Source organism: Enterovibrio litoreus (assembly GCF_045679545.1).
In the GTDB taxonomy this organism is placed as follows: domain Bacteria; phylum Pseudomonadota; class Gammaproteobacteria; order Enterobacterales; family Vibrionaceae; genus Enterovibrio.
Genome location: NZ_CP166195.1, coordinates 549152 through 568667, shown reverse-complemented (window position 1 = coordinate 568667; position 19516 = coordinate 549152). Strand labels below are relative to the sequence as shown.

At 46.9% G+C, this 19516-nt stretch carries 8 protein-coding genes; 4 read left to right on the top strand and 4 right to left on the bottom strand.

The window, feature by feature from the left end:
• Positions 1-174 precede the first annotated feature (174 nt).
• The 4 genes from AB8599_RS18020 to AB8599_RS18005 all read left to right on the top strand — a co-directional run bounded on the left by AB8599_RS18020 (position 175) and on the right by AB8599_RS18005 (position 7029).
• A complete protein-coding gene (locus AB8599_RS18020; protein WP_407334278.1) occupies positions 175-1533 on the top strand; it encodes a hypothetical protein in 1359 nt (452 codons plus the stop codon).
• Between the two features lie 342 nt (positions 1534-1875).
• Positions 1876-3564, top strand: coding sequence for an ABC transporter transmembrane domain-containing protein (locus AB8599_RS18015; RefSeq protein ID WP_407334277.1), 1689 nt, complete (start codon positions 1876-1878; stop codon positions 3562-3564).
• Positions 3561-5723: a peptidase domain-containing ABC transporter gene (locus AB8599_RS18010; RefSeq protein ID WP_407334276.1), complete on the top strand. Its 2163-nt coding sequence runs from the start codon at positions 3561-3563 to the stop codon at positions 5721-5723. The genes AB8599_RS18015 and AB8599_RS18010 overlap by 4 nt, the downstream gene beginning before the upstream one ends.
• Entirely contained in the window at positions 5716-7029 is a 1314-nt protein-coding gene (locus AB8599_RS18005; RefSeq protein ID WP_407334275.1) for an HlyD family type I secretion periplasmic adaptor subunit, read from the top strand. The genes AB8599_RS18010 and AB8599_RS18005 overlap by 8 nt, the downstream gene beginning before the upstream one ends.
• Positions 7030-7104: 75 nt before the next feature.
• Here the strand turns inward: AB8599_RS18005 and AB8599_RS18000 are convergent, their stop codons facing one another.
• The 4 genes from AB8599_RS18000 to imuA all read right to left on the bottom strand — a co-directional run bounded on the left by AB8599_RS18000 (position 7105) and on the right by imuA (position 19505).
• Positions 7105-14064, bottom strand: a complete 6960-nt coding sequence (locus tag AB8599_RS18000) for a VCBS domain-containing protein (RefSeq protein ID WP_407334274.1) — start codon at positions 14062-14064, stop codon at positions 7105-7107.
• Between the two features lie 336 nt (positions 14065-14400).
• Positions 14401-17487 carry an error-prone DNA polymerase gene (locus tag AB8599_RS17995; RefSeq protein ID WP_407334427.1) on the bottom strand — a complete coding sequence of 1029 codons (3087 nt, stop codon included), beginning with the start codon at positions 17485-17487 and terminating at the stop codon, positions 14401-14403.
• 30 nt (positions 17488-17517) lie between these two features.
• Complete coding sequence (locus AB8599_RS17990) at positions 17518-18921, bottom strand: Y-family DNA polymerase (RefSeq protein WP_407334273.1); 1404 nt, start codon at positions 18919-18921, stop codon at positions 17518-17520.
• Entirely contained in the window at positions 18921-19505 is a 585-nt protein-coding gene (gene imuA / locus AB8599_RS17985) for a translesion DNA synthesis-associated protein ImuA (RefSeq protein WP_407334272.1), read from the bottom strand. The genes AB8599_RS17990 and imuA overlap by 1 nt, the downstream gene beginning before the upstream one ends.
• Positions 19506-19516: the final 11 nt, after the last annotated feature.

The window sequence follows — 19516 nt, the reverse complement described above, 5'->3', positions numbered from 1 at the left end:
GCTTGCCCTTTAAAGTCGGGAACTGCCGCATGATGGGAAAGAGGTGGTCATAAATTGTTCGCTCTCTTTTTTTCCTACTACTCTTCACTTTTTACTTCGGCATTGAAAAGCAAATTCGTTAAACTGTACCGCAAGTGGCAGAAGGCCCGTAAATGACAATTTTGGAGTACATCATTGATCTCTGTTGAAAAATATGAGGGATTAACCGCACGGATCGCGATATTAAATGAAGAGATAAAACGACAGGATGTCGAATTCTACCTTTTTGTTCCGGGGGAGCTTAACTTCTCTAACAACGTCCTGAGTGAAGACGACTTTTACAACACCGTATTGTCCAACACACGTACGTACTTTACGTCTCAGTATAATCTTCCTTTGGTGCAATCACGTCTGGCGAGCCGGGACAAACTTCCGTCAGATAAATATCGCGTCAGCTTGAGTTTGTATGCTTACCAGTATTCATTGTCTTTAGAGAAAACGACCCACCGCTTTTTTGATTCCATGAAAGATCTCGAGGAAGAGGAAGCGGTTGAGCAGCTTGAAGTGATCACGGACATGGCAGTGGAAATTCTGCGTCGTCTGCGTCGTTATAAGCCAAAAGATGACAGCTTGATCAAGTACTTCAACAATATCGATAACTACTTGTCCTGGCTGACCGAACAGCGTTTTCTCTCTCTTGTGGCTCACATGCCGAGAAGCGCAGCCTTTAAGCCGATTCGCGAGCAGTTGATCACCTTCTGTGAATCAGAAGCAACGTATCGTCTTGATCAAAATTACAACTCGCTTAAAGCACAGAATGATCCCACTCGCATGGTGAACAAAATGCGACTGGCGCGACGTTTGATTGAATACCCTGTGACCATTCGACAAAACGACGTGGTGCTAGGGCAAACGCTGAATAAACTCGCTAAGGGAACTGCTACCGGCTTGGTAATGATTTTCGTCACAATCGCGATTATCCGTATGCGTAGTTTTCTGGGTGAAATTACCCTGTCGTTTGTCCTCGCAATGGCGGGTTTATATGCATTACGCGAAATATTTAAAGATGATCTTCGTGATGTATTGTGGCGCTGGATACGCAAGGGTCGCCCCAAGTGGCGTAAGTTGTTTACAGACCCAACATCGGGACAGCGAATCGGCAACCAGCTTGAGTGGCTCGATTATATTCCGTTCGATAAGATCCCTGATGATGTGCGAAAAGTGCGACGTGGAAAGCTACGTCAACGAGAAGAATCGGTTGTTCGCATTAAAATGGTCACGCAGATGTCGACCACGAAATTTCTCAGTGGCTATGACATGACACGTGAAGTGTGGAGAGTCGATTTTCGCCCATTCTCTCGCTTAATGGCGCGTGGTAAGCAACGCTTCTATACCCTAAATGAAGGGAAAGTCACCCAAGAATCCATTGATAAACGTCATCAGTTCAATTTGATTTCTAAGCAGAAAAACCAAGATGGCAGCATGACGCTACAACGTTGGAAGATAACAGTGAATCGCTCAAAAGTTGTTGATGTAGAAGAAGTTTTTGGTTGATTGATGCTGGTTGTTGAAACACACACGATCAGCACAAATGTGGCTGGGACCCCAAGATAACATTTGGTTCATGTAGGCTGTCATGGCCTATTTTGGGGCAGTAAATTTAAAATATTGAATAGGCAGTATATCCGTCTTGTCATAGAACACCTCTCGCCTTCGCGGTGATTTTCCGCATTACATCGTGTCTGTGGTCTTTCGCCATGACATTATGGGGTCATTGTCGTGTACGAGGGAGAGGACTTGTTTTTATTTTTAAAGTTAAATTAAATCAGCGCCTTACCTTGCGAAACCGGACACTATGTACCAACCTTATTGCATAAGCATGGATAAGGATTGTGTATGCCCTCACGTACAATGAAAAACAAAGGAGTGGTAGGGAAAGTCCTACTTCCTACTTTGCTCATAAATCTTCTTTCTCTCGCCGTGCCGTTAACGGTTTTACAAATTTACGATCGTATTTTACCTAACCAAAGCTACGGTACGGCCACGCTACTATTGGCTGGCGCGACGTTGGCCGTTGCCATGGAAGCAATCATTCGATTTGTGCGCACTTGGTTGTTGTCAGCCGCGGCGAGCAATACCGAAAAAGCAACGTATCAAACATTGGTAGAAAGAGTGACGAGCACTTCATCTCGTCATATTCGTCAACTTGGTGTTGGTGGCATTGAAGAGGGACTTGGCGCCGTATCCAAAGTTAAAGATTGGTATTCGGGTGGGGTAATTGCAGGCTTTATAGACCTTCCTTTTGCGCTGATTTTCTTGGGTTTGGTGGCTTACATCGGCGGCGGATTGGTGGCGATACCTTTGGCAGTTTGGCTCATTACATTGGGGATTGTTTGGCTATCTTCTCTTCGCGTTAAAAGCTTAAGTGAAGAAGCTTCCAAAGATGAACAGGAGCGAAAAGCGTTCTTGAACTTGCTAAGCCAAACCATTCAGGGAATAAAACGTCAGGCCGTTGAATCTCGAGTATTTAATCAGTTTAAATCCCTCAATAATGTTCGATCTCAGTCTAAAGCAAAGGAAGAAGAGCATAACGCTTTTGCTCAAGAGTGTATTCAGCTCGCAGCGTTAGCAACTTCCGTCTTACTGGTGATTACCGGTAGCTTGTGGGTATTGGATGGTCAGTTAACTACAGGTGGATTGGCCGCATGTTCCATCTTGTCGGGTAGAGCTGTCGCACCGTTAAGCGCTTTGGTGGGTGTTCGAATCAAGCTCAGTTCTATACACAGTGCTAATCAGGCAATAGAAAAGTTAAGTGAATTCTCTGATTCTTCGACGTATCAAGGTTCCACTTCCGAGCGGCTCATTTCTGAGCAATCTCAAACTACACTGACTGGTCTTGGAGCGGTGGGCGATTTTCAAGTGCTCGAGATCAAGCAAGCAACCGTTGAAAGGTATGGTGAACTTACTTATTCAGACATCACGCTCAGTAAAGGCGAATGGGTATTGCTGGAGAGTGAGAATCGCCATATAGACAGTCATTTCTTATCATCGATTGCAGGTATTGATGCTCTGACAACGGGAGAGTGCTTCATCGATGGGGAATCCGTTTCAATAGCATCCGTAAACAAGATTGCAGCTTATTGTGGAGTAAAAGGGCAACTGGTGTCGGGCACCATACTCGATAATTTGTGTGGCTTTGATCCCGAAAAAACGCAAAGCGCCAACGACTACGCTAAGCGTTTGGGATTAACAAAAGAAATGACTCGCTTACCTGATGGGTTAGAAACACACGTTGGCCATACGAGTGCTTCTTTGTTGAGTATGGGCAACGTGAAGATGCTCAATATCGCGGCTCAGCTAGCCAGTGATAAGCCCGTAGTGATGTTGGACAGACCAGATTCATCTCTTGATTTAGACGCCCTTGGAAACCTAGTAAAGGTGTTGGAAGAAGAAGTGTTGGCAGGACGCACGATACTGATGGTGAGCTATCATCCGAAACTTCGTGAATTAGCGAATCGAATCATCACAGTGGAGAGTCGAGCAATTAAGACTGAAAACCCAAGTGATCGGGAGGCTGCTGCATGAATCGTATAGATGCTGGTAATCGTGTAGACACGAACAGTCGACAAAAGGTAATGAGCCATTTAGAAACCGAGAGTATTTCTGTTCTGAAACAACTGGAAGTTAACGCCAATATCCAGTTGTTCGCTCATCAATGGGTCGATGAGAATGGCATTGAATCAATAGATGATATGTTTGCCATGTTCGATAGGCTTGCATTGCCATATCGATTGGTTGCTAACCTAAATGAGGTAGGTGATCACAAGTTAGTATTACTGGTACTTGGTGAAAACGAGTTGGTTTCCGGTTATATAGAATCCACGCGATTTGTTGCTTCCAACACGAGTGGGCACATTGCCGATGCCCCGCAGTTTTGTATTGTGATAGATGGCCCTCCCTTAGAGAAGGCTTCTCCTGATTGGGTTGGCGAAAGGTTACATGCGTTTCTCCCCATCATTCCTAAATTACTGCTGGTTAGTTTTGTCACCAACTTGTTTGCACTTGCGGTTCCATTCATTACGATGTCGATCTATGACCATGTTATTGGTGGTGATGCAGGACACGAACTACAGGGGATTGCCATTGGTGCGGCATTGCTGTTTGTGATGATGGGCTGGCTAAGAACATTGCGTAGCCGAGTTTTTGTTTCAGTGTCAAACCGAGTGAGCCGCGAGATATCTCAATCTCTGGTTCAGCGCCTGCTTCGCAATAGCTATGCTCAAAATCAGCAAATGGCGTCTTCTAGCCAACAAAACCAAGTGATGCTGTCTGAGCGTATTTCAAATGTGTTGTCAGGGCCACTCGGAAATGCGCTGTTTGATCTGCCATTCATTGTTATTTTCGTGTTTGCGATAGGTGTGCTAGGCGGTTGGTTAGTCCTGGTTCCTATCGTGTCTTTGGCTCTTTATTACCTATTGGCAAAACGTTCTATCCGCGCCAGTAGCAAGCGCTCAATGCAATCGACGGTTGCTGGTACTAATCGTCAAAACATGACGAATGAGCTGTCCTCTAAGCTTGCCTTTATTCGCAGTGCTGGCTTCTCTGAGCACTGGATTCAACGCTTTAAAAAGGCCAATCTTCTCGCCTCTACAGTGACTTTCAATCAATCGGTTCTCCAGAGTCGGTATACCTCTATTTATTACTTCATTGGTGTGGGCTCGACATTAGCCGTAATGGGGTTAGGGATAGGGCTCATTTTTGAACAAATCATGACGCCCGGTGGTTTGATTGCTTCCATGATGTTGATATCTAAAGTGACAGGCCCTGCTCAGGTATTGGCGAATAGCGCGATGCGTTTTAATAGCTTTAATCAGTCCAAGTTGCAGGTGAATCGTATTCTGTCTCAACCGTCGGAGCGTGAATTTAGTTATCAGCATCACCCGTTGCCAATGCGAGCACCTAGATTGAAATTAGAGCAGGTGACGCTGCGTTATCCCAAGCAGAGTCGTCCGGCATTGAATGGCGTGAGCTTTGATATTGAAGCGGGTGAAATTGTCGCGATTACTGGCCCTTCTGGGAGTGGTAAATCAACGTTGATCGAAGTGCTATCGGGCCTACAGCCTATACAAAACGGTATGGTTGAGCTTGAAGGCGTTAACCTCGCGCAATACGACCCGCAGCTTTATCGCCATTGGTGTTTTATTCGTGCAGCATACCCTGACTTGCTCACCTTGAGTATTCGGGAGTGGTTAAGTGATGGACATAAAGTCGAAGATCAGAAAATGATTTCTGCGATTGAAATGGTGGGCGGGAAGCGTTGGTTCGAGACGTTACCTGGCGGGCTAGATATGTCCATTAGCAGTATTCAGCCGGATAGCCTTTTTGACATGTTGTCAGGCAGTGTCGCGCAGATCCTCATTGATGCGAAAGCGCTGGTTTATGACTACCCAATGTTCTTAATGGATAACCCAGTGCCTGATGCGCATCCAAATGCCAAGCGTATATTTGGTGAGTTTGTGCAATCCAAAAAAGGAAAAGCAACGGTGATCTTCACGTCCCACGATCCGGATTTAATCAAGCTTGCCGATAAAGTCGTGGTGTTAAATGAAGGTGCCGTGGTTTATTCAGGCCCATTAGAAGCAGAGCAGCCTTCAGAACCTCAATCGTCTCAAAAACCGTCTGCTCAACAAAATGCAGCCCATCAAGAACAATCAGAGTCCAAGCAAGGAGTCGCTAATGGCTAAACAACCTATCGAGAAGGGCAAGCGCTTCGGTGAACTTGTGGAATCACAAAATACGGCTCGTACATTGTCGCTAGCGACGTGGTCGGTTGCTTTGTGTGTGATTGCTTTTGTCACTTGGTCTGTTATCACTCAAGTAGATGAAATTGCGAAAGCAAAAGGCGCGGTGATTCCTGAGGGCGAGAAGCAAGTATTACAAAGTGAAATCGGTGGGAAGTTAAAGCAGATTCTCGTTAAAGAGGGCCAATTGGTTGAGAAAGGCCAGCCGCTTGTTGAGTTCGATGCCACTTTCCAGCGCTCGGCACTTGAAGAATTGAAGTCTCAACAAGTCACGCTTCTCGCCAGTGTGGAGCGTATGAATGCTTTACTTGAACAACGTGAGCCGAATCTGGCTGAATTTGAGGTCGATTATCCAGAGATCGTCAGCCAACAAAAAGCGCAGTTGAACGCGCAAAAAGCCCTCTATTTCCAAAAACGAGTGGTACTTGAGAAAGAAAGTGAGCAAATTGCAGAGCAGCTTCGCAGTGTTGAAAAGTCTTTACCTAGCTATGAGAAAGAACTCGACGCCACCACACAAGAATTGAACTTACTGGAAGATGGCTATAAGTCGGGCAATATTTCTCGTTTGCGTGTGCTCGAAATGCGCCAAAAACTGGCCAGCATCGAGCAGAAAATTGAAGAAGCTCGTGGCAAAAAGTCGGTATTGATTAGGCAAGCAGACAGCAATGATCAAAAAATTGAACAACTTTTGGCTGAGACGAAAGTAAAAGTGAGCGACGAACGTTCTAAAGCTGTGTCTGATTTATCTGCACTGAATGCCAGAGTGCGTTCAAGCCAAGCGAAATTGACAAACACCCTGTTAGTGTCACCGCTACAAGGCTTGGTGCAAAGCATACCAAGCACACAGGATGGGGGTGTTATTCAGCCGGGTGGCACGGTAGTTGAAATTGTGCCTGTCGGAGGGAACGCTGACTTCAAAGCACGTTTGTCCCCAAGAGATATTGGTTTTGTGAGTGTTGGGCAGCCCACTCGAATCAAGATTGATGCGTTTGATTACAGCCGCTTTGGGGCTTTAAAAGGGGCGGTAGAGAGTATTTCACCGACCACAAGTCAAAGCGAACGTGGCGAGATCTATTATGAAGTTGTAGTGTCGGTTGATACGCCTTACTTCCGTGATAACCCTGAAAGCTTTTCCATACTGCCGGGTATGACGGGTGAAGTAGACATCACAACTGGCGAGAAGTCGGTGTTCCAATACTTATGGAAACCGATTTATACCAATGTGAGCGTGGCGTTTGGAGAGCGGTAAAGTCCTCCACTCTGGCTTGCATAAAAAAGGAGCACATGCCGTGCTCCTTTTTTTTCTAACCGAAGGGGTGATGTTCTAGTTATTTGGGTCTATGTCAGGCAGTCCGTCAACGTCATTATGATGGTGTAAAGAATCATCCATAGATGGGTTATCGGCATGGTGAGACGCCCCATCACTCATACCATCGTCAGTTTGCTCGGCCTCAGAAGCACTCTCGGCTTCACTGAAAATGATATCGATATCCTGTGCCATTGGCTCATGGTGTAGCGGTGAATCCATAGACGATGAGTCAACATTAATACCCAGAGCGTCGAGGTAGGCATGGGCACCAGAGCGCTGTTCGTGTTCACCTATCGCTGTATGTTCCAGGTTTGCCGTCACCTCATCAAAATGATGAGTCACTTCATCAGGGGGGCTGAAAGAGGCATCCGGTTCATCCGCTTGGCTCATGCCGGGTGCTGGAGGAGGTGGTGGTGGGGCGATTGGCGATAAATCCATGCCAGTTAGCGTGGTTTGGTCGATGTGATGTCCACTGTTTCCATGGACGGATTGCGAATGCAAATGCAGGTGCACCGCGACTTGTGAGTTTTGATCGCCTCCTAAGGTTAAAACAAACGAGTCGGTTTCGTCTGTACCACTACCGTATGAGCCTCCTGTATGTGTTTTAACCACCCCTGAAGATTGTTGGTAATCGTAATTCAACTCTCCCGTTGCAGGGTTGACATGCAAAGTGCCGAATTGCCCATGTAAGGTCGTCAATGAATGCCCATGGCCATCCGATATTCCCCAGCCTGTCATTGACGTAGGGGTACCTTGGTGAATAATTGGAGGAACTCCAATTGACACATGCAGGTTCTGATTGCCGGCACTGCCGGTAATTTTTGCAGGGGCAACGAGGGTTGGCATTGGTGGAACATCGCTGTGTCCATCAATACGCATTTCAACTTCTTGAGTTGTAACGCCCCCGTGTCCATCATCGACCAACAAAGAAAACTTATCGGTCAATTGTTCACCATTATTTAAAGCATTAACATGGCTATTGCTGTTATTAAGTGTATAGACCCAAGTTTGTGTATTGCTGTTATAGGTAACAGAACCATACTGTGGCTGATGTTGGCTATCAATAGTGACGGAATGTTGATCGCTATGATCAACATCGCTAATCGTTATCTGGCCTGATACATCATGATTTGAATCCTCGCTAATAACATGAGGGCCTTGCTGTACCTCTGTTACGACCGGTTTGTCATTGGTGCCGGTGACTTTGATGACAATATCTTGTGAGCTACCGTCTTTACTGTATACGCGGTGAGTGACCAGTACCTCTTCGTTGGCTGAAAGGTGCTGTAGTTTGTCGTTATGTACGTCGTATGTCCAAGTGCCATTGGCTGAGATATGCAGAACACCATCAAAAGGGTCATTGATCTTTGTTCCCGTACCATATCGAAACCCTTGTTCACCTGCATCGGGGTCATTGACAAAAATATGCCCGCTTACTTCGATAACATTATTGTTATTTGAGAGCATGCCTTTATCTTCAATAACCTCTCCTTGCAACTGGCCAGAGAAGGATGCGCTATCTGCCACCGCTGCCAGGTTCATGCTTGCGTCCGTGGGTGTCACGCCACCATGGCGATCAATGACATCATAGGTAAAGTGCACGTCTCCGTTGTAGTCTTTTTCTGGCGTAAAGGTGAAACTGCCATCGGCATTGGTGCTGATTGAACCATGGTCGGCGCTTAAGTGGGTGGCTCTTAGCCAGCCTTGATCGTTGCGGTCACTATCACTGGCATGGGCTAACAAATCTTGTTGGGTTAATATAACCTGTTTATCTTCAATGCCTTGGGTTAACACAAGTCCACCGGTCACAGTTGGAGCATCGTTACTACCGTGCACGACGACAGTGACCGTTTTACTGACTTTGCTTCCATCAGTCGATAGCGCTTCAATGGTGAAATGCTCGTTCCATTCATCGCCTTCACCTAAAGATATCGCTTTAGATTGATCAACAATGAACTGCCAGTTGCCATCAGCATCAACCGAAAAATCACCATATTTACCGGCAGTTTGGGTGACAGTCCAACTTACAGAGTCATGTGTGTCAGTATCATGTGCGAGTAGCTGTCCTGTAATTTGTGCACCCGCGTTTTGATCTTCAATCACATCACCAAGATGATTGGGTGAATCGATAACAACGTGATCTTCGGTCCCTTTAATTTCGACAGATAAGGACTGGCGAGTGCCATCTGGCGCAACTAAAGTGATACTTTCGTGTAAAGATTCTCCTTCCTTTAAACCTTGAATCGATGGGTTGCGATTATCACCGTTATACAACCAAACTAGCTCCCCCTTGTGAGGGCCATGCGAAAATGTTGTGAGCTCGAACTTGCCATAATTGGTTTGGATATCAAGAGGCGAGCCAACTTGCCAAGTGACAGTTTTACCGCCAAATTCAATGTTGACCTGATCGACGCTATTGTCACTATCGGTAATTGTTAATTGATGCCAATGCGAGCTAGCGTAATTGCTACCACCAAAGTTGCCATAAGAGTTAACGCCAGGATCGATGTCTTCTTTAACTGAGTCCGTTGAGACACCGCCAAACACTGTCTTGTCATCAACGGCCGCTAGGTTGGTGGAGGCGCCTGTATGTGTAATACCACCGTGAGCATCTTTTACGTCATAAGTAAAATGCACGTCTCCGTTGTAGTCTTTTTCTGGCGTAAAGGTGAAGGTACCATCGGCATTATTTAAAATAGAACCGTGGTCGGCGTGCAGGTTTTCAATGCTCAGCAGTCCGGCATCATTTTTATCAACATCGACGGTATTCGCCAACAATTGCGCTGTCGTCAGAGTTTGGCGTGTGTCTTCGCTACCATTTGCAAGCACCACTTCAGATGAACAGTAAGGGCGATCGTTACTGCCATGAATGGTGATAACAATGTCATGAGATGTCCCATCCTTTGAATAAACGGTAATGGTATCGGTCAGGCTTTGCCCTTCACCGAGCCGGTCAATCGTCGATCCTCTGTTGGACGCGTAGCCACCTTTAATACGCACACCGCCAGCATCAGCATAATAGGTCCATTGACCATTTTCTTGCAGCAGTAGATCACCAAATTTACCCGAGTAGGTAAAGCCGACGCCGTGAGTGTTGAAGGCTGCTTCGCCGGAATCCACGTCTGAAATGGTTAATGTACCACTGGCATACAGAGGGTTGCGGCCAAGGTGAGCCATACCCGGTTGTGCATAATCAGGAGACATGTCTTTACCGGCGGAATTTTCGGTAACACTGCCAGTATCGACACCTGCGATGATCGCAGAATCGTTACTACCTTGTACATTTATTTGAATATGTTGTGTTGCTGTAGAGCCATCACTTGAAATAGCGACAATATCAAATCCTTCTGTTTGATTTTGTCCCGCCGTTAAGTGCTGTGCTTTGGCCGGATCTAATTGGTAATGCCAAGTACCATCTTTCGCGACACTGAAACTGCCAAAATTACCGGTTAAATTCTGCGTTTGAAAATGCACGCTGTCATCTTTATCAACATCGTGTGCTTGTAATGTGCCCGATAGGGAGGTTTTTTGATCTTCAATGGCAGTGCCTATCGATGCTGTTAACGAATCAGGAGTATCGATAATGACGCTATCATCTGTGCCTTTAATCGTCGCAGTAATAGGAATGCGTGTGCCATCTGCGGTGATCAATGTCATGTGATCGGTGAGACTTTGACCATCTTTTAATTGTTGAATTTCAGGGTGATTATTATCTGCGATATAACGCCATTTATTATGTCCATCAAAGCCATGAGTGGTGACAAATGAACCGTGAGCACCCTGTAAAGTCATTGCAAAATTGGCGGGGACGCTATGCTCAACACCATTAACTTCAATTTTGACAATTTGTGCATCTGCTTGAGCATCGGTGTCAGTAATATCAAGATTTTTCCAATAAGAAGTTAACGTATGAGAAGAGGAACCGCTAAGATGATCTTCAATTACTTCGTTGCTAGATAACGCATTCGCAAGTACGGAAGCATCATTGACAGCAACTAAATTGATCGTTGCGTCTGTGTGCGTAGCCCCCCCGTGGCGATCAATGACATCATAGGTAAAGTGCACATCTCCGTTGTAGTCTTTTTCTGGCGTAAAGGTGAAACTGCCATCGGCATTGGTGCTGATTGAACCATGGTCGGCGCTTAAGTGGGTGGCTCTTAGCCAGCCTTGATCGTTGCGGTCACTGTCACTGGCATGGGCTAACAAATCTTGTTGGGTTAATATAACCTGTTTATCTTCAATGCCTTGGGTTAACACAAGTCCACCGGTCACAGTTGGCGCATCGTTACTACCGTGCACGACCACAGTGACCGTTTTACTGACTTTGCTTCCATCAGTCGATAGCGCTTCAATGGTGAAATGCTCGTTCCATTCATCGCCTTCACCTAAAGATATCGCTTTAGATTGATCAACAATGAACTGCCAGTTGCCATCAGCATCAACCGAAAAATCACCATATTTACCGGCTGCTTGGGTAACAGTCCAACTCACAGAGTCATGTGTGTCAGTATCATGTGCGAGTAGCTGTCCTGTAATTTGTGCACCCGCGTTTTGATCTTCAATCACATCACCAAGATGATTGGGTGAATCGATAACAACGTGATCTTCGGTCCCTTTAATTTCGACAGATAAGGACTGGCGAGTGCCATCTGGCGCAACTAAAGTGATACTTTCGTGTAAAGATTCTCCTTCTTTTAAACCTTGAATCGATGGGTTGCGATTATCACCGTTATACAACCAAACTAGCTCCCCCTTGTGAGGGCCATGCGAAAATGTTGTGAGCTCGAACTTGCCATAATTGGTTTGGATATCAAGAGGCGAGCCAACTTGCCAAGTGACAGTTTTACCGCCAAATTCAATGTTGACCTGATCGACGCTATTGTCACTATCGGTAATTGTTAATTGATGCCAATGCGAGCTAGCGTAATTGCTACCACCAAAGTTGCCATAAGAGTTAACGCCAGGATCGATGTCTTCTTTAACTGAGTCCGTTGAGACACCGCTAATCACAGCTTTGTCGTCGGTGCCGTTGATGGTGATTTTGATGGTGGATGGAGTTCCATCAATTGACGTTACCGTAAATGTCTCTTCGACCTTGTCGCCCACATTGAGTTGGTTAAATGCGCTGTTCGCGGTGAATACCCAGTGACCGTTTGCATCAATGGTTAAGTTGCCATGAGTACCCGTGATCGAATCTGGTGTAAATGCATTATCAGGGTTATCAATGTCGGTGCTGGTTAAGGCGCCAGATGTGATTATCGCAGAGTCGGTTTCATCTACAGAAACCGTAGCACTGCTAACGGTTGCGGCATCATTCGTACCGTTGATGGTTACCTTGATGGTTGACTGAGTGCCATCAACGGAAGCTACAGTAAATGTCTCTTCGACCTTGTCGCCCACATTGAGTTGGTTAAATGCGCTGTTCGCGGTGAATACCCAATGACCGTTTGCATCAATGGTTAAGTCGCCATTGTTTCCTGTAATCAAACTAGCGATAAATGCGTTATCAGGGTTATCAATGTCGGTGCTGGTTAAGGTGCCTGAAGTGGTAATGTGAGTGTCGGTTTCGCTGAATGCAACGCTAGCGCTGCTCACGGTTGCGGCATCATTGGTGCCGCTAATCGTCAACGTAATTTGGTGCGGTGTGCCGTCAGCTGAGTGAACAGTGATGATGTCTGTCTCTGTGGAGCCTTTCGCCAACGATTGAATCTTTGGGTTGGTATTATCTAAATCGTAAGTCCAAGAGCCGTCTGTTCGAATCGATAAGTTACCCCAATGGCCTTGGAGTTGTTCCGCTTGAAAGTGATCTTGGTTTAAATCTGAATCTGAAACGGCCAGTTGCCCATGAATATGTGTGGTTGCATCTTCGATTAAAGTCCCGCTATCTAGGCCAGTGACAACGGCGTTGTCATCAATACCACCAATTGTCATTTCGAGCGATTGAGGCGTGCCATCTATCGTATGAATGACAAACGATTCATGAAGACTAGTGAGTGAGGTCAGAGCTTGTATGTTGGGGAGTGAGTTGTCGACTTGGTAATGCCATGCCCCATTGGCGTCGATAGTCAGAGTGCCATATTTACCTATAATCGTTTCAGCAATTACAGCGCTCTGATCGTGGTCAGGATCGACGACATCAATCTTACCTGCCGCATTCAATAAGCCGTTAGAATCCGCGTTCCGATCTTCAGTCACAATGCCGTGTAAATCTCCGGAAATGGATGGACTGTCTTGTTTTCCTGCAACCGGTATTTGTACAACAACACTGGAGCCATTCGATAAGTGAAGCACGAACTTATCTGTGCCAGGTTGATTTTGGTGCAATAAAATGTACTGAGGCGAAAGCGGGTTTAATACAAAGGTGTATTTACCGCTCGCATCAACGTGAAGTTCTCCGTAGGTTCCTTTAATAACTTCCTGAGTAAAGGTGACAGGGACGCTGGGCGTTGTAGGTGGTTTGTTGCTTGGTGTGACGACTCCACCTGGTTCAATAGAGGCGAGCGAACTTGCAGGGACGTAATGCACCTGAGGGTGAGATACGTTTGAAAGGTGATGTGAAGGCCTTAGAGTGCTCCCTCCGCCTTGAGAGGTATGTTCATGAACAATAGTGTCTTCGGGTTCGAGAATATTTCTTGTTATTGGTTTTTGATTTTGGTCTTTAGAAATATCAGTGGTTTTACGAGCGGTACTTTCTTGATTGTTGACGGACTTTTGATTCTCCGACGTGACATCATCAGCGATGTTGACAGTTTCAGTGATGTTCGTCGTTTCAGCTGAATCATGTTTTGCTAACGAAGGAAGGATCAGCATCAAAGACTGAGTTAAGGGCACATTAACCTGAATTCTCGAATGCAATCGGACTTTTTTACGTTTTCTCTGTTTTACTGCTCGTTCTGATTGGGCCCTAGATGGCTCAACTGAATCCAGTTTTGAGTTTTTTTTGACGTTGTTTTCGTTAGTCATTTTTCCGTCCATGAACTTTCCTTACTCTAACGTTAAGTAAAATACACAGATCGTAATTCCGCTAGCTAATTTCATAATATTGATAGAAAAATTCAAGAATTGATGTGGTTGTCTGGGGGAGGTGTGAAGGCGTTATATTTAACATAAATTACCCGGATAATATCATGCAGGCTAAGGCGTTCTTTAATGACTAGTTATCTGTCGAAACGTTTTAGGGTGATCACTTTAATCGTGTTTGTATAGCGCCTAATCGCGAGGCTATATGAAAATCATCCCAAATAGTGGCAAAAATGATATTTCGTTGGAAATGTCAATTTATGAGCCTAGCCATCGTGAGTCATGGCGGAATCAGTGAAAATCCCTCGCTTGGATAAGTAGCTGATCAAGTGCTGGAGTCATATCAATCAGGCGACCCGCAATAATATGCACCACATCGCCCTCTCGCTCCAAAATCCCCTTTATTTTTAAAATCTTCGCAGTCACAAACGGCGTATTTTGCGCTCGCGCTGTGGCTAACCACACCACCACATTGATATTGCCGGTTTGATCTTCCAAGGTCATGAAGGTAACGCCGCTTGCGGTGCCGGGGCGTTGTCGTCCTGTGACTACCCCAGCCACCGTAACCGCAGTGCCGGATCGAATGGTGGTTAACTCGTTGGCAAGGCGGTGCTTTCCTAGCGCTGCACTTTCATCCAGCAAGGCTATTGGGTGCTTGCCAAGCGTCAACCCTGTTGCGGCGTAGTCTTCAATCACATCTTCTATCGCGGTGGGCGAAATAATGGCTTGGGTGTCATCGGCTGTCGGTGTGGTGTTTTTCAGTAGTGGTAGCGTGTGTGTGTCATCCATCATTTGCCAGCGCGCAGAAAAACGGTTGTTGGCGAGTATCTGCGTAGCGTTGGCACTGGCAAGTGCTTGCAGATCACCGCGACTGAGGCCGATTTGACGCAGGGCATTCAAGTGCTGGAATCCGTGCTGGGGACGACGAGACACTAACAACTCGCCACCTTGAGCGGAAAAGCCTTTTACGAGACGAAAACCCAAGCGTAAAACGGGTAGGTCGTTTTCCAGTATTTGCTGGTGATCCCATTGGCTGCGATTGACACACACTGGTAAGACTTTCACACCATGACGTGCTGCATCCTGTAATAGCTGGGATGGGCTGTAAAACCCCATGGGTTGGCTATTGAGTAAGGCGCAGTAAAAAGCGACGGGGTAGTAATGTCTGAGCCATGCCGAGGTATATGCCAACACCGCAAATGAAGCGCTGTGAGATTCCGGAAACCCGTACTCGCCGAAGCCTTGTATCTGCTTGAAAATTTGCTCGGCAAATGCGAGGTCATAGCCGCGTGCTTGCATCCCATCGATCAGTTTCTCGCGAAACGGCGCTAATTTCCCATTGCGTTTCCATGCCGCCATGGCACGGCGAAGTTGGTCGGCTTCACCGCCGGAAAAACCTGCCGCAACCATCGCCAGTTGAATGACTTGCTCCTGAAAAATGGGCACACCCATGGTGCGCGCGAGCACTGATTCCACTTCTTTGGACGGGCATGAAACGGCTTCTTGTCCCCAGCGACGTTTGAGGTAAGGATGCACCATGTCCCCCTGTATCGGGCCGGGGCGCACAATAGCGATTTGGATGACCAAGTCGTAGTAGCAGGAAGGTCTTAGTCTTGGCAGCATGTTGATCTGTGCGCGTGATTCCACCTGAAATACACCCACTGAATCGCCTTTTTGCAGTTGTTGGTATACCGCTTGATCATCACCCATCGCAGTAATATCTGCGATGGACAGCGACCGATGATGATGCTGATTGATCATGGCAAATGTTTTTCGAATCGCACTGAGCATGCCAAGGGCGAGAATATCAACTTTCAATAAGCCTAGAGATTCCAGATCATCTTTGTCCCATTGGATCACACTGCGCTCAGCCATGGCAGCGTTTTCAACCGGAACCAGTTCATACAATGGCCCTGCCGAGATAATAAACCCGCCTACGTGCTGGCTTAAATGGCGCGGAAAGCCGCAGATTTCTTCCACCAACTCTAATAGCCAGCGTCCAAGGTGAGAGTGGGTGTCTAGTCCGAGATTGTTGAGCTGTTCGGCTTTGTCTAATTCCTTGTCTCTGTGGTTAAGGTTTTTAATGTAGTAATCCAGTTGCGTTTCATTGATGCCAAGTGCTTTGCCGACATCACGAAAGGCGCTTTTGAAGCGATAGGTGATCACGGTCGCCGCCAATGCTGCGCGTTGACGGCCATATTTTTGGTAAATATAGCGGAAGATTTCCTCACGACGTTCATGCTCAAAATCCACATCAATGTCGGGGGGCTCGTCACGTTCTTTGGAGATAAAGCGTTCAAAGAGTACGTTGATTTTTTCTGGGTTTACCGCCGTAATTTCAAGGCAATAGCACACCACGGAGTTAGCGGCTGATCCCCGTCCCTGGTACAAAATCCCTTGGGATTTCGCAAATTGAACGATGTCGTAAATCGTTAGGAAAAAGTACTCGTATTTTTGCTCGGCGATCAGCACCAATTCTTTTTCGATGATGTCGCGAACCTCGGGTTTGATGCCGTCAGGAAAACGGAGAATGATCCCATTTTCTACAAGGTGACGAAGGTATTGGCTAATGGTAAACCCGTCGGGAACCAGTTCGGCAGGGTATTCATATCGCAATTCGCTTAAGCAAAAGTGACAACGATTCGTGATGCGAGCGGTTTCGTGTATCCATGCCTCTGGATAAAGCTTGGCAATCTTGTCGAGAGGCTTCAGTGCTTGTTCTCCATTACGTGGCAGGGATAAGCCGCATTCATCTAGCGGCTTTCTCAGACGAATGGCCGTGAGCACGTCCAACAAAGGCTGGCGCCTTGGGTGATGCATTAATACATCGTTAGTGCAGACGACAGGGATGTCTAAGGCGTTAGCGAGAGTGTCTAATAGGGTTAGGTAATGGGCTTCATCAGGGAGAAGAAGACGCTCTGCGCCAATCCAAAGCCGACCATCGAAGGTTTTTTTGAGCCAGTATTGGAATTGTGCGGTGTCGCTTTTTCCCTCGTGATTCAAAGTGGGTAGCCAGATGCAAAGGCAATGCGCAATATGACGAAAGTCGTCACTATGCACTTGATAGTGTCCCTTTTCGCTTCGCATGCGAGCTTGGGTGATTAATCGTGCAAGCTCACCATAGGCGGTACGATTGGGGCAAAGCAGCACCAGTTTTTCGTTCTGAAAGAGAACTTCTGAGCCTATGATCAGGGTCAGGTCTAGTTGCTGATCTCGAATGGCAGTGTAAGCACGTACTACGCCAGCGAATGAGCATTCATCAGTAATCGCGAGTGATTTGTAACCCAAGGTTGCCGCGCGAACGACTAACTCTTCTGGGTGGGAGGCGCCAGTGAGAAAGCTGTAATTGCTTTTACAGTGGAGTTCGCCAAACGCCAGCCTGTGTTCATGCGGCATGCCTATTCCTCCTCAACAAAACAAACCATGTTCAAACCATTCGCCTGTTGCGGTGCGGAAGACCCAGCAAAGCTGTCCGCGCTTATTGCGGGCAACAAAGTAGTCACGCTGTATGGGGTCTTTGTCCCACCATCCACCACTAATGCGTTCAGGCCCAGCCAGAGTGTATGGACGAGAAAGCAGCGGGTGTGGGGTGGGGTGCAACAGGGCTGGGCGAGAAGGAAGGTGATCAGGTAAAGCTTGCACACAAGGTTGCAAGGGCGATTGGCGACGAAATGCGCGTTCAGGACGATGGTCATCTTCCAGTGACAAACTGTATACGGCCTGCTTGCCAGCTTTGGCCTGCATCAGACTGATTAATTCTCCTGGCGTCAGTTGTCCGCGATTACCCGCAAAGAGATCCTGTGTGGGTGATTGCTTGGGGAGCAAGGTTTTCGCATCAAGGCGAATATGCGTGACGGGGGCATCGAGTTTCAGGGTTTCCAAATGCAGTAGCAGCAAAGGCATCCATCGATTTGCTGCTGATTCAGGTGTGGCTGCTGAGAGAGTGATGACCTTATCGTCATTCTCGCGTTGCAGGAAAGTGACGGTGATGTCCGGTACAACGGCTTCCCTGATGGAAAGAAATTTCTCCATTTCTTTTAGCATGCGTTGAAGTGGAAAGCTGAGGGTTTGGCTGTTGGTAATCTTATGCAGTAATTCGAGTGACTGATGAAAATACTCCGGCGGTGAAAAGAACGTTTGCTGTGCGATTTGGCTCTGTGTCAGAGCGCGAAGATGCAAAGGAAAGGCTTTACCAAAACGTTGGCCGAGAGAAGCGATAGGCAGGTCAAACAACTGCTTGGCGTGGCGTATCCCCATTCGTTCTAGTTGAACGGCTTGTTTGTCGGTAAACCCTAACTGGCGCACACTCAGCATCTTGAGTGCGCTTTGCGTCGTTTCCTTGGTCAGAAATCCTTTATCAGCATGCGCTTTTGCCAGTTGTTTAGCGGCTTCTGGGTAAGGGCTAAACGCAAAATGAAAGCTGATGTTTTCGCGGGTTAAAACAGGTAACAGCGTATGCCAGTATTGGTCAAGCGAGCCATAAAGCTTGAGCATAGGGCTGACCTTCATCAACAGCCCATTGGGGGCATAAACCACAATGTCGGCATTGACGTGATAAATCAAAGCCGCCAGTTGCAGAAGGCGTTCGGTTTCTTTTTTCTCATCGTAATCCACCACCTGTAACCCATGACATAGCGCACTGGCTGTACCTAAATCATTGCCAAGAGCAACACCCTGTTCGCGGGCAGCAAGATTGACCTGATACACTCCACCGCTCGTTCGGGAAAGCACGATCAAAGGTGACTCAGAGCTGTTATCCCGTTCCAAGGTATTGAGCTGCAAGTCAGGAAAATACAGATATAGCCACAGCATTAGCGAAACAGCGGTATGACGTTGGTACTGGCTGAGTCAGTGTGTGGCGCATTATGGCGCGCATAGGTACTGTAAACCGCAGGAAGCGTGAGTGAAAAAGGTGGAACAGGTAGCCCACGACGCTTAACAACATTCACCGTCAGTCCATTTTCTGATGGTGTCACGGCCAGTCGGCAACTGATTGGAAGACCCTGCGTACTTTTTGTATGCGTGAACATAAACAGCAAGCAGTCATTCTCGGTTGCTGCCAATTGTAAGCGCCTTGCGTGTGTGACTGACAATGATTTCCCCCATAAGACGGCGGCGCGACAACAGCCACTTTTTAGTGCTTGTTCAACGCACCATAATGTTGACGGTAAAGAGGCATTCAAGATGACCACTTTGTTCAAATCAAGTTTGGCTTGGCGCAAGGCAATCGGGTTGAGATCGCCGGGTGGTGAAGCAAATACCACGAGTTGAGTGTCTTTGAGTGCATGCGCGATGGCAGGCAACACCAAGCGGAGTTCACCAATGCCAAAGCAAGGCAGTTGTAGCTCAACCACGCCGGATTCAGGCCAACCTCCATCTAGTTTTTCGTCAATCATGGCATGGCCAC

What these genes read in the sequence shown, in the direction of transcription:
- AB8599_RS18015 (WP_407334277.1), top strand. Translation starts at nt 1,876, where the DNA reads ATGCCCTCACGTACAATGAAAAACAAAGGAGTGGTAGGGAAAGTCCTA.
- AB8599_RS17990 (WP_407334273.1), bottom strand. Translation starts at nt 18,921, where the DNA reads ATGCTGTGGCTATATCTGTATTTTCCTGACTTGCAGCTCAATACCTTG.
- AB8599_RS18010 (WP_407334276.1), top strand. Translation starts at nt 3,561, where the DNA reads ATGAATCGTATAGATGCTGGTAATCGTGTAGACACGAACAGTCGACAA.
- imuA (WP_407334272.1), bottom strand. Translation starts at nt 19,505, where the DNA reads ATGATTGACGAAAAACTAGATGGAGGTTGGCCTGAATCCGGCGTGGTT.
- AB8599_RS18005 (WP_407334275.1), top strand. Translation starts at nt 5,716, where the DNA reads ATGGCTAAACAACCTATCGAGAAGGGCAAGCGCTTCGGTGAACTTGTG.
- AB8599_RS18000 (WP_407334274.1), bottom strand. Translation starts at nt 14,064, where the DNA reads ATGGACGGAAAAATGACTAACGAAAACAACGTCAAAAAAAACTCAAAA.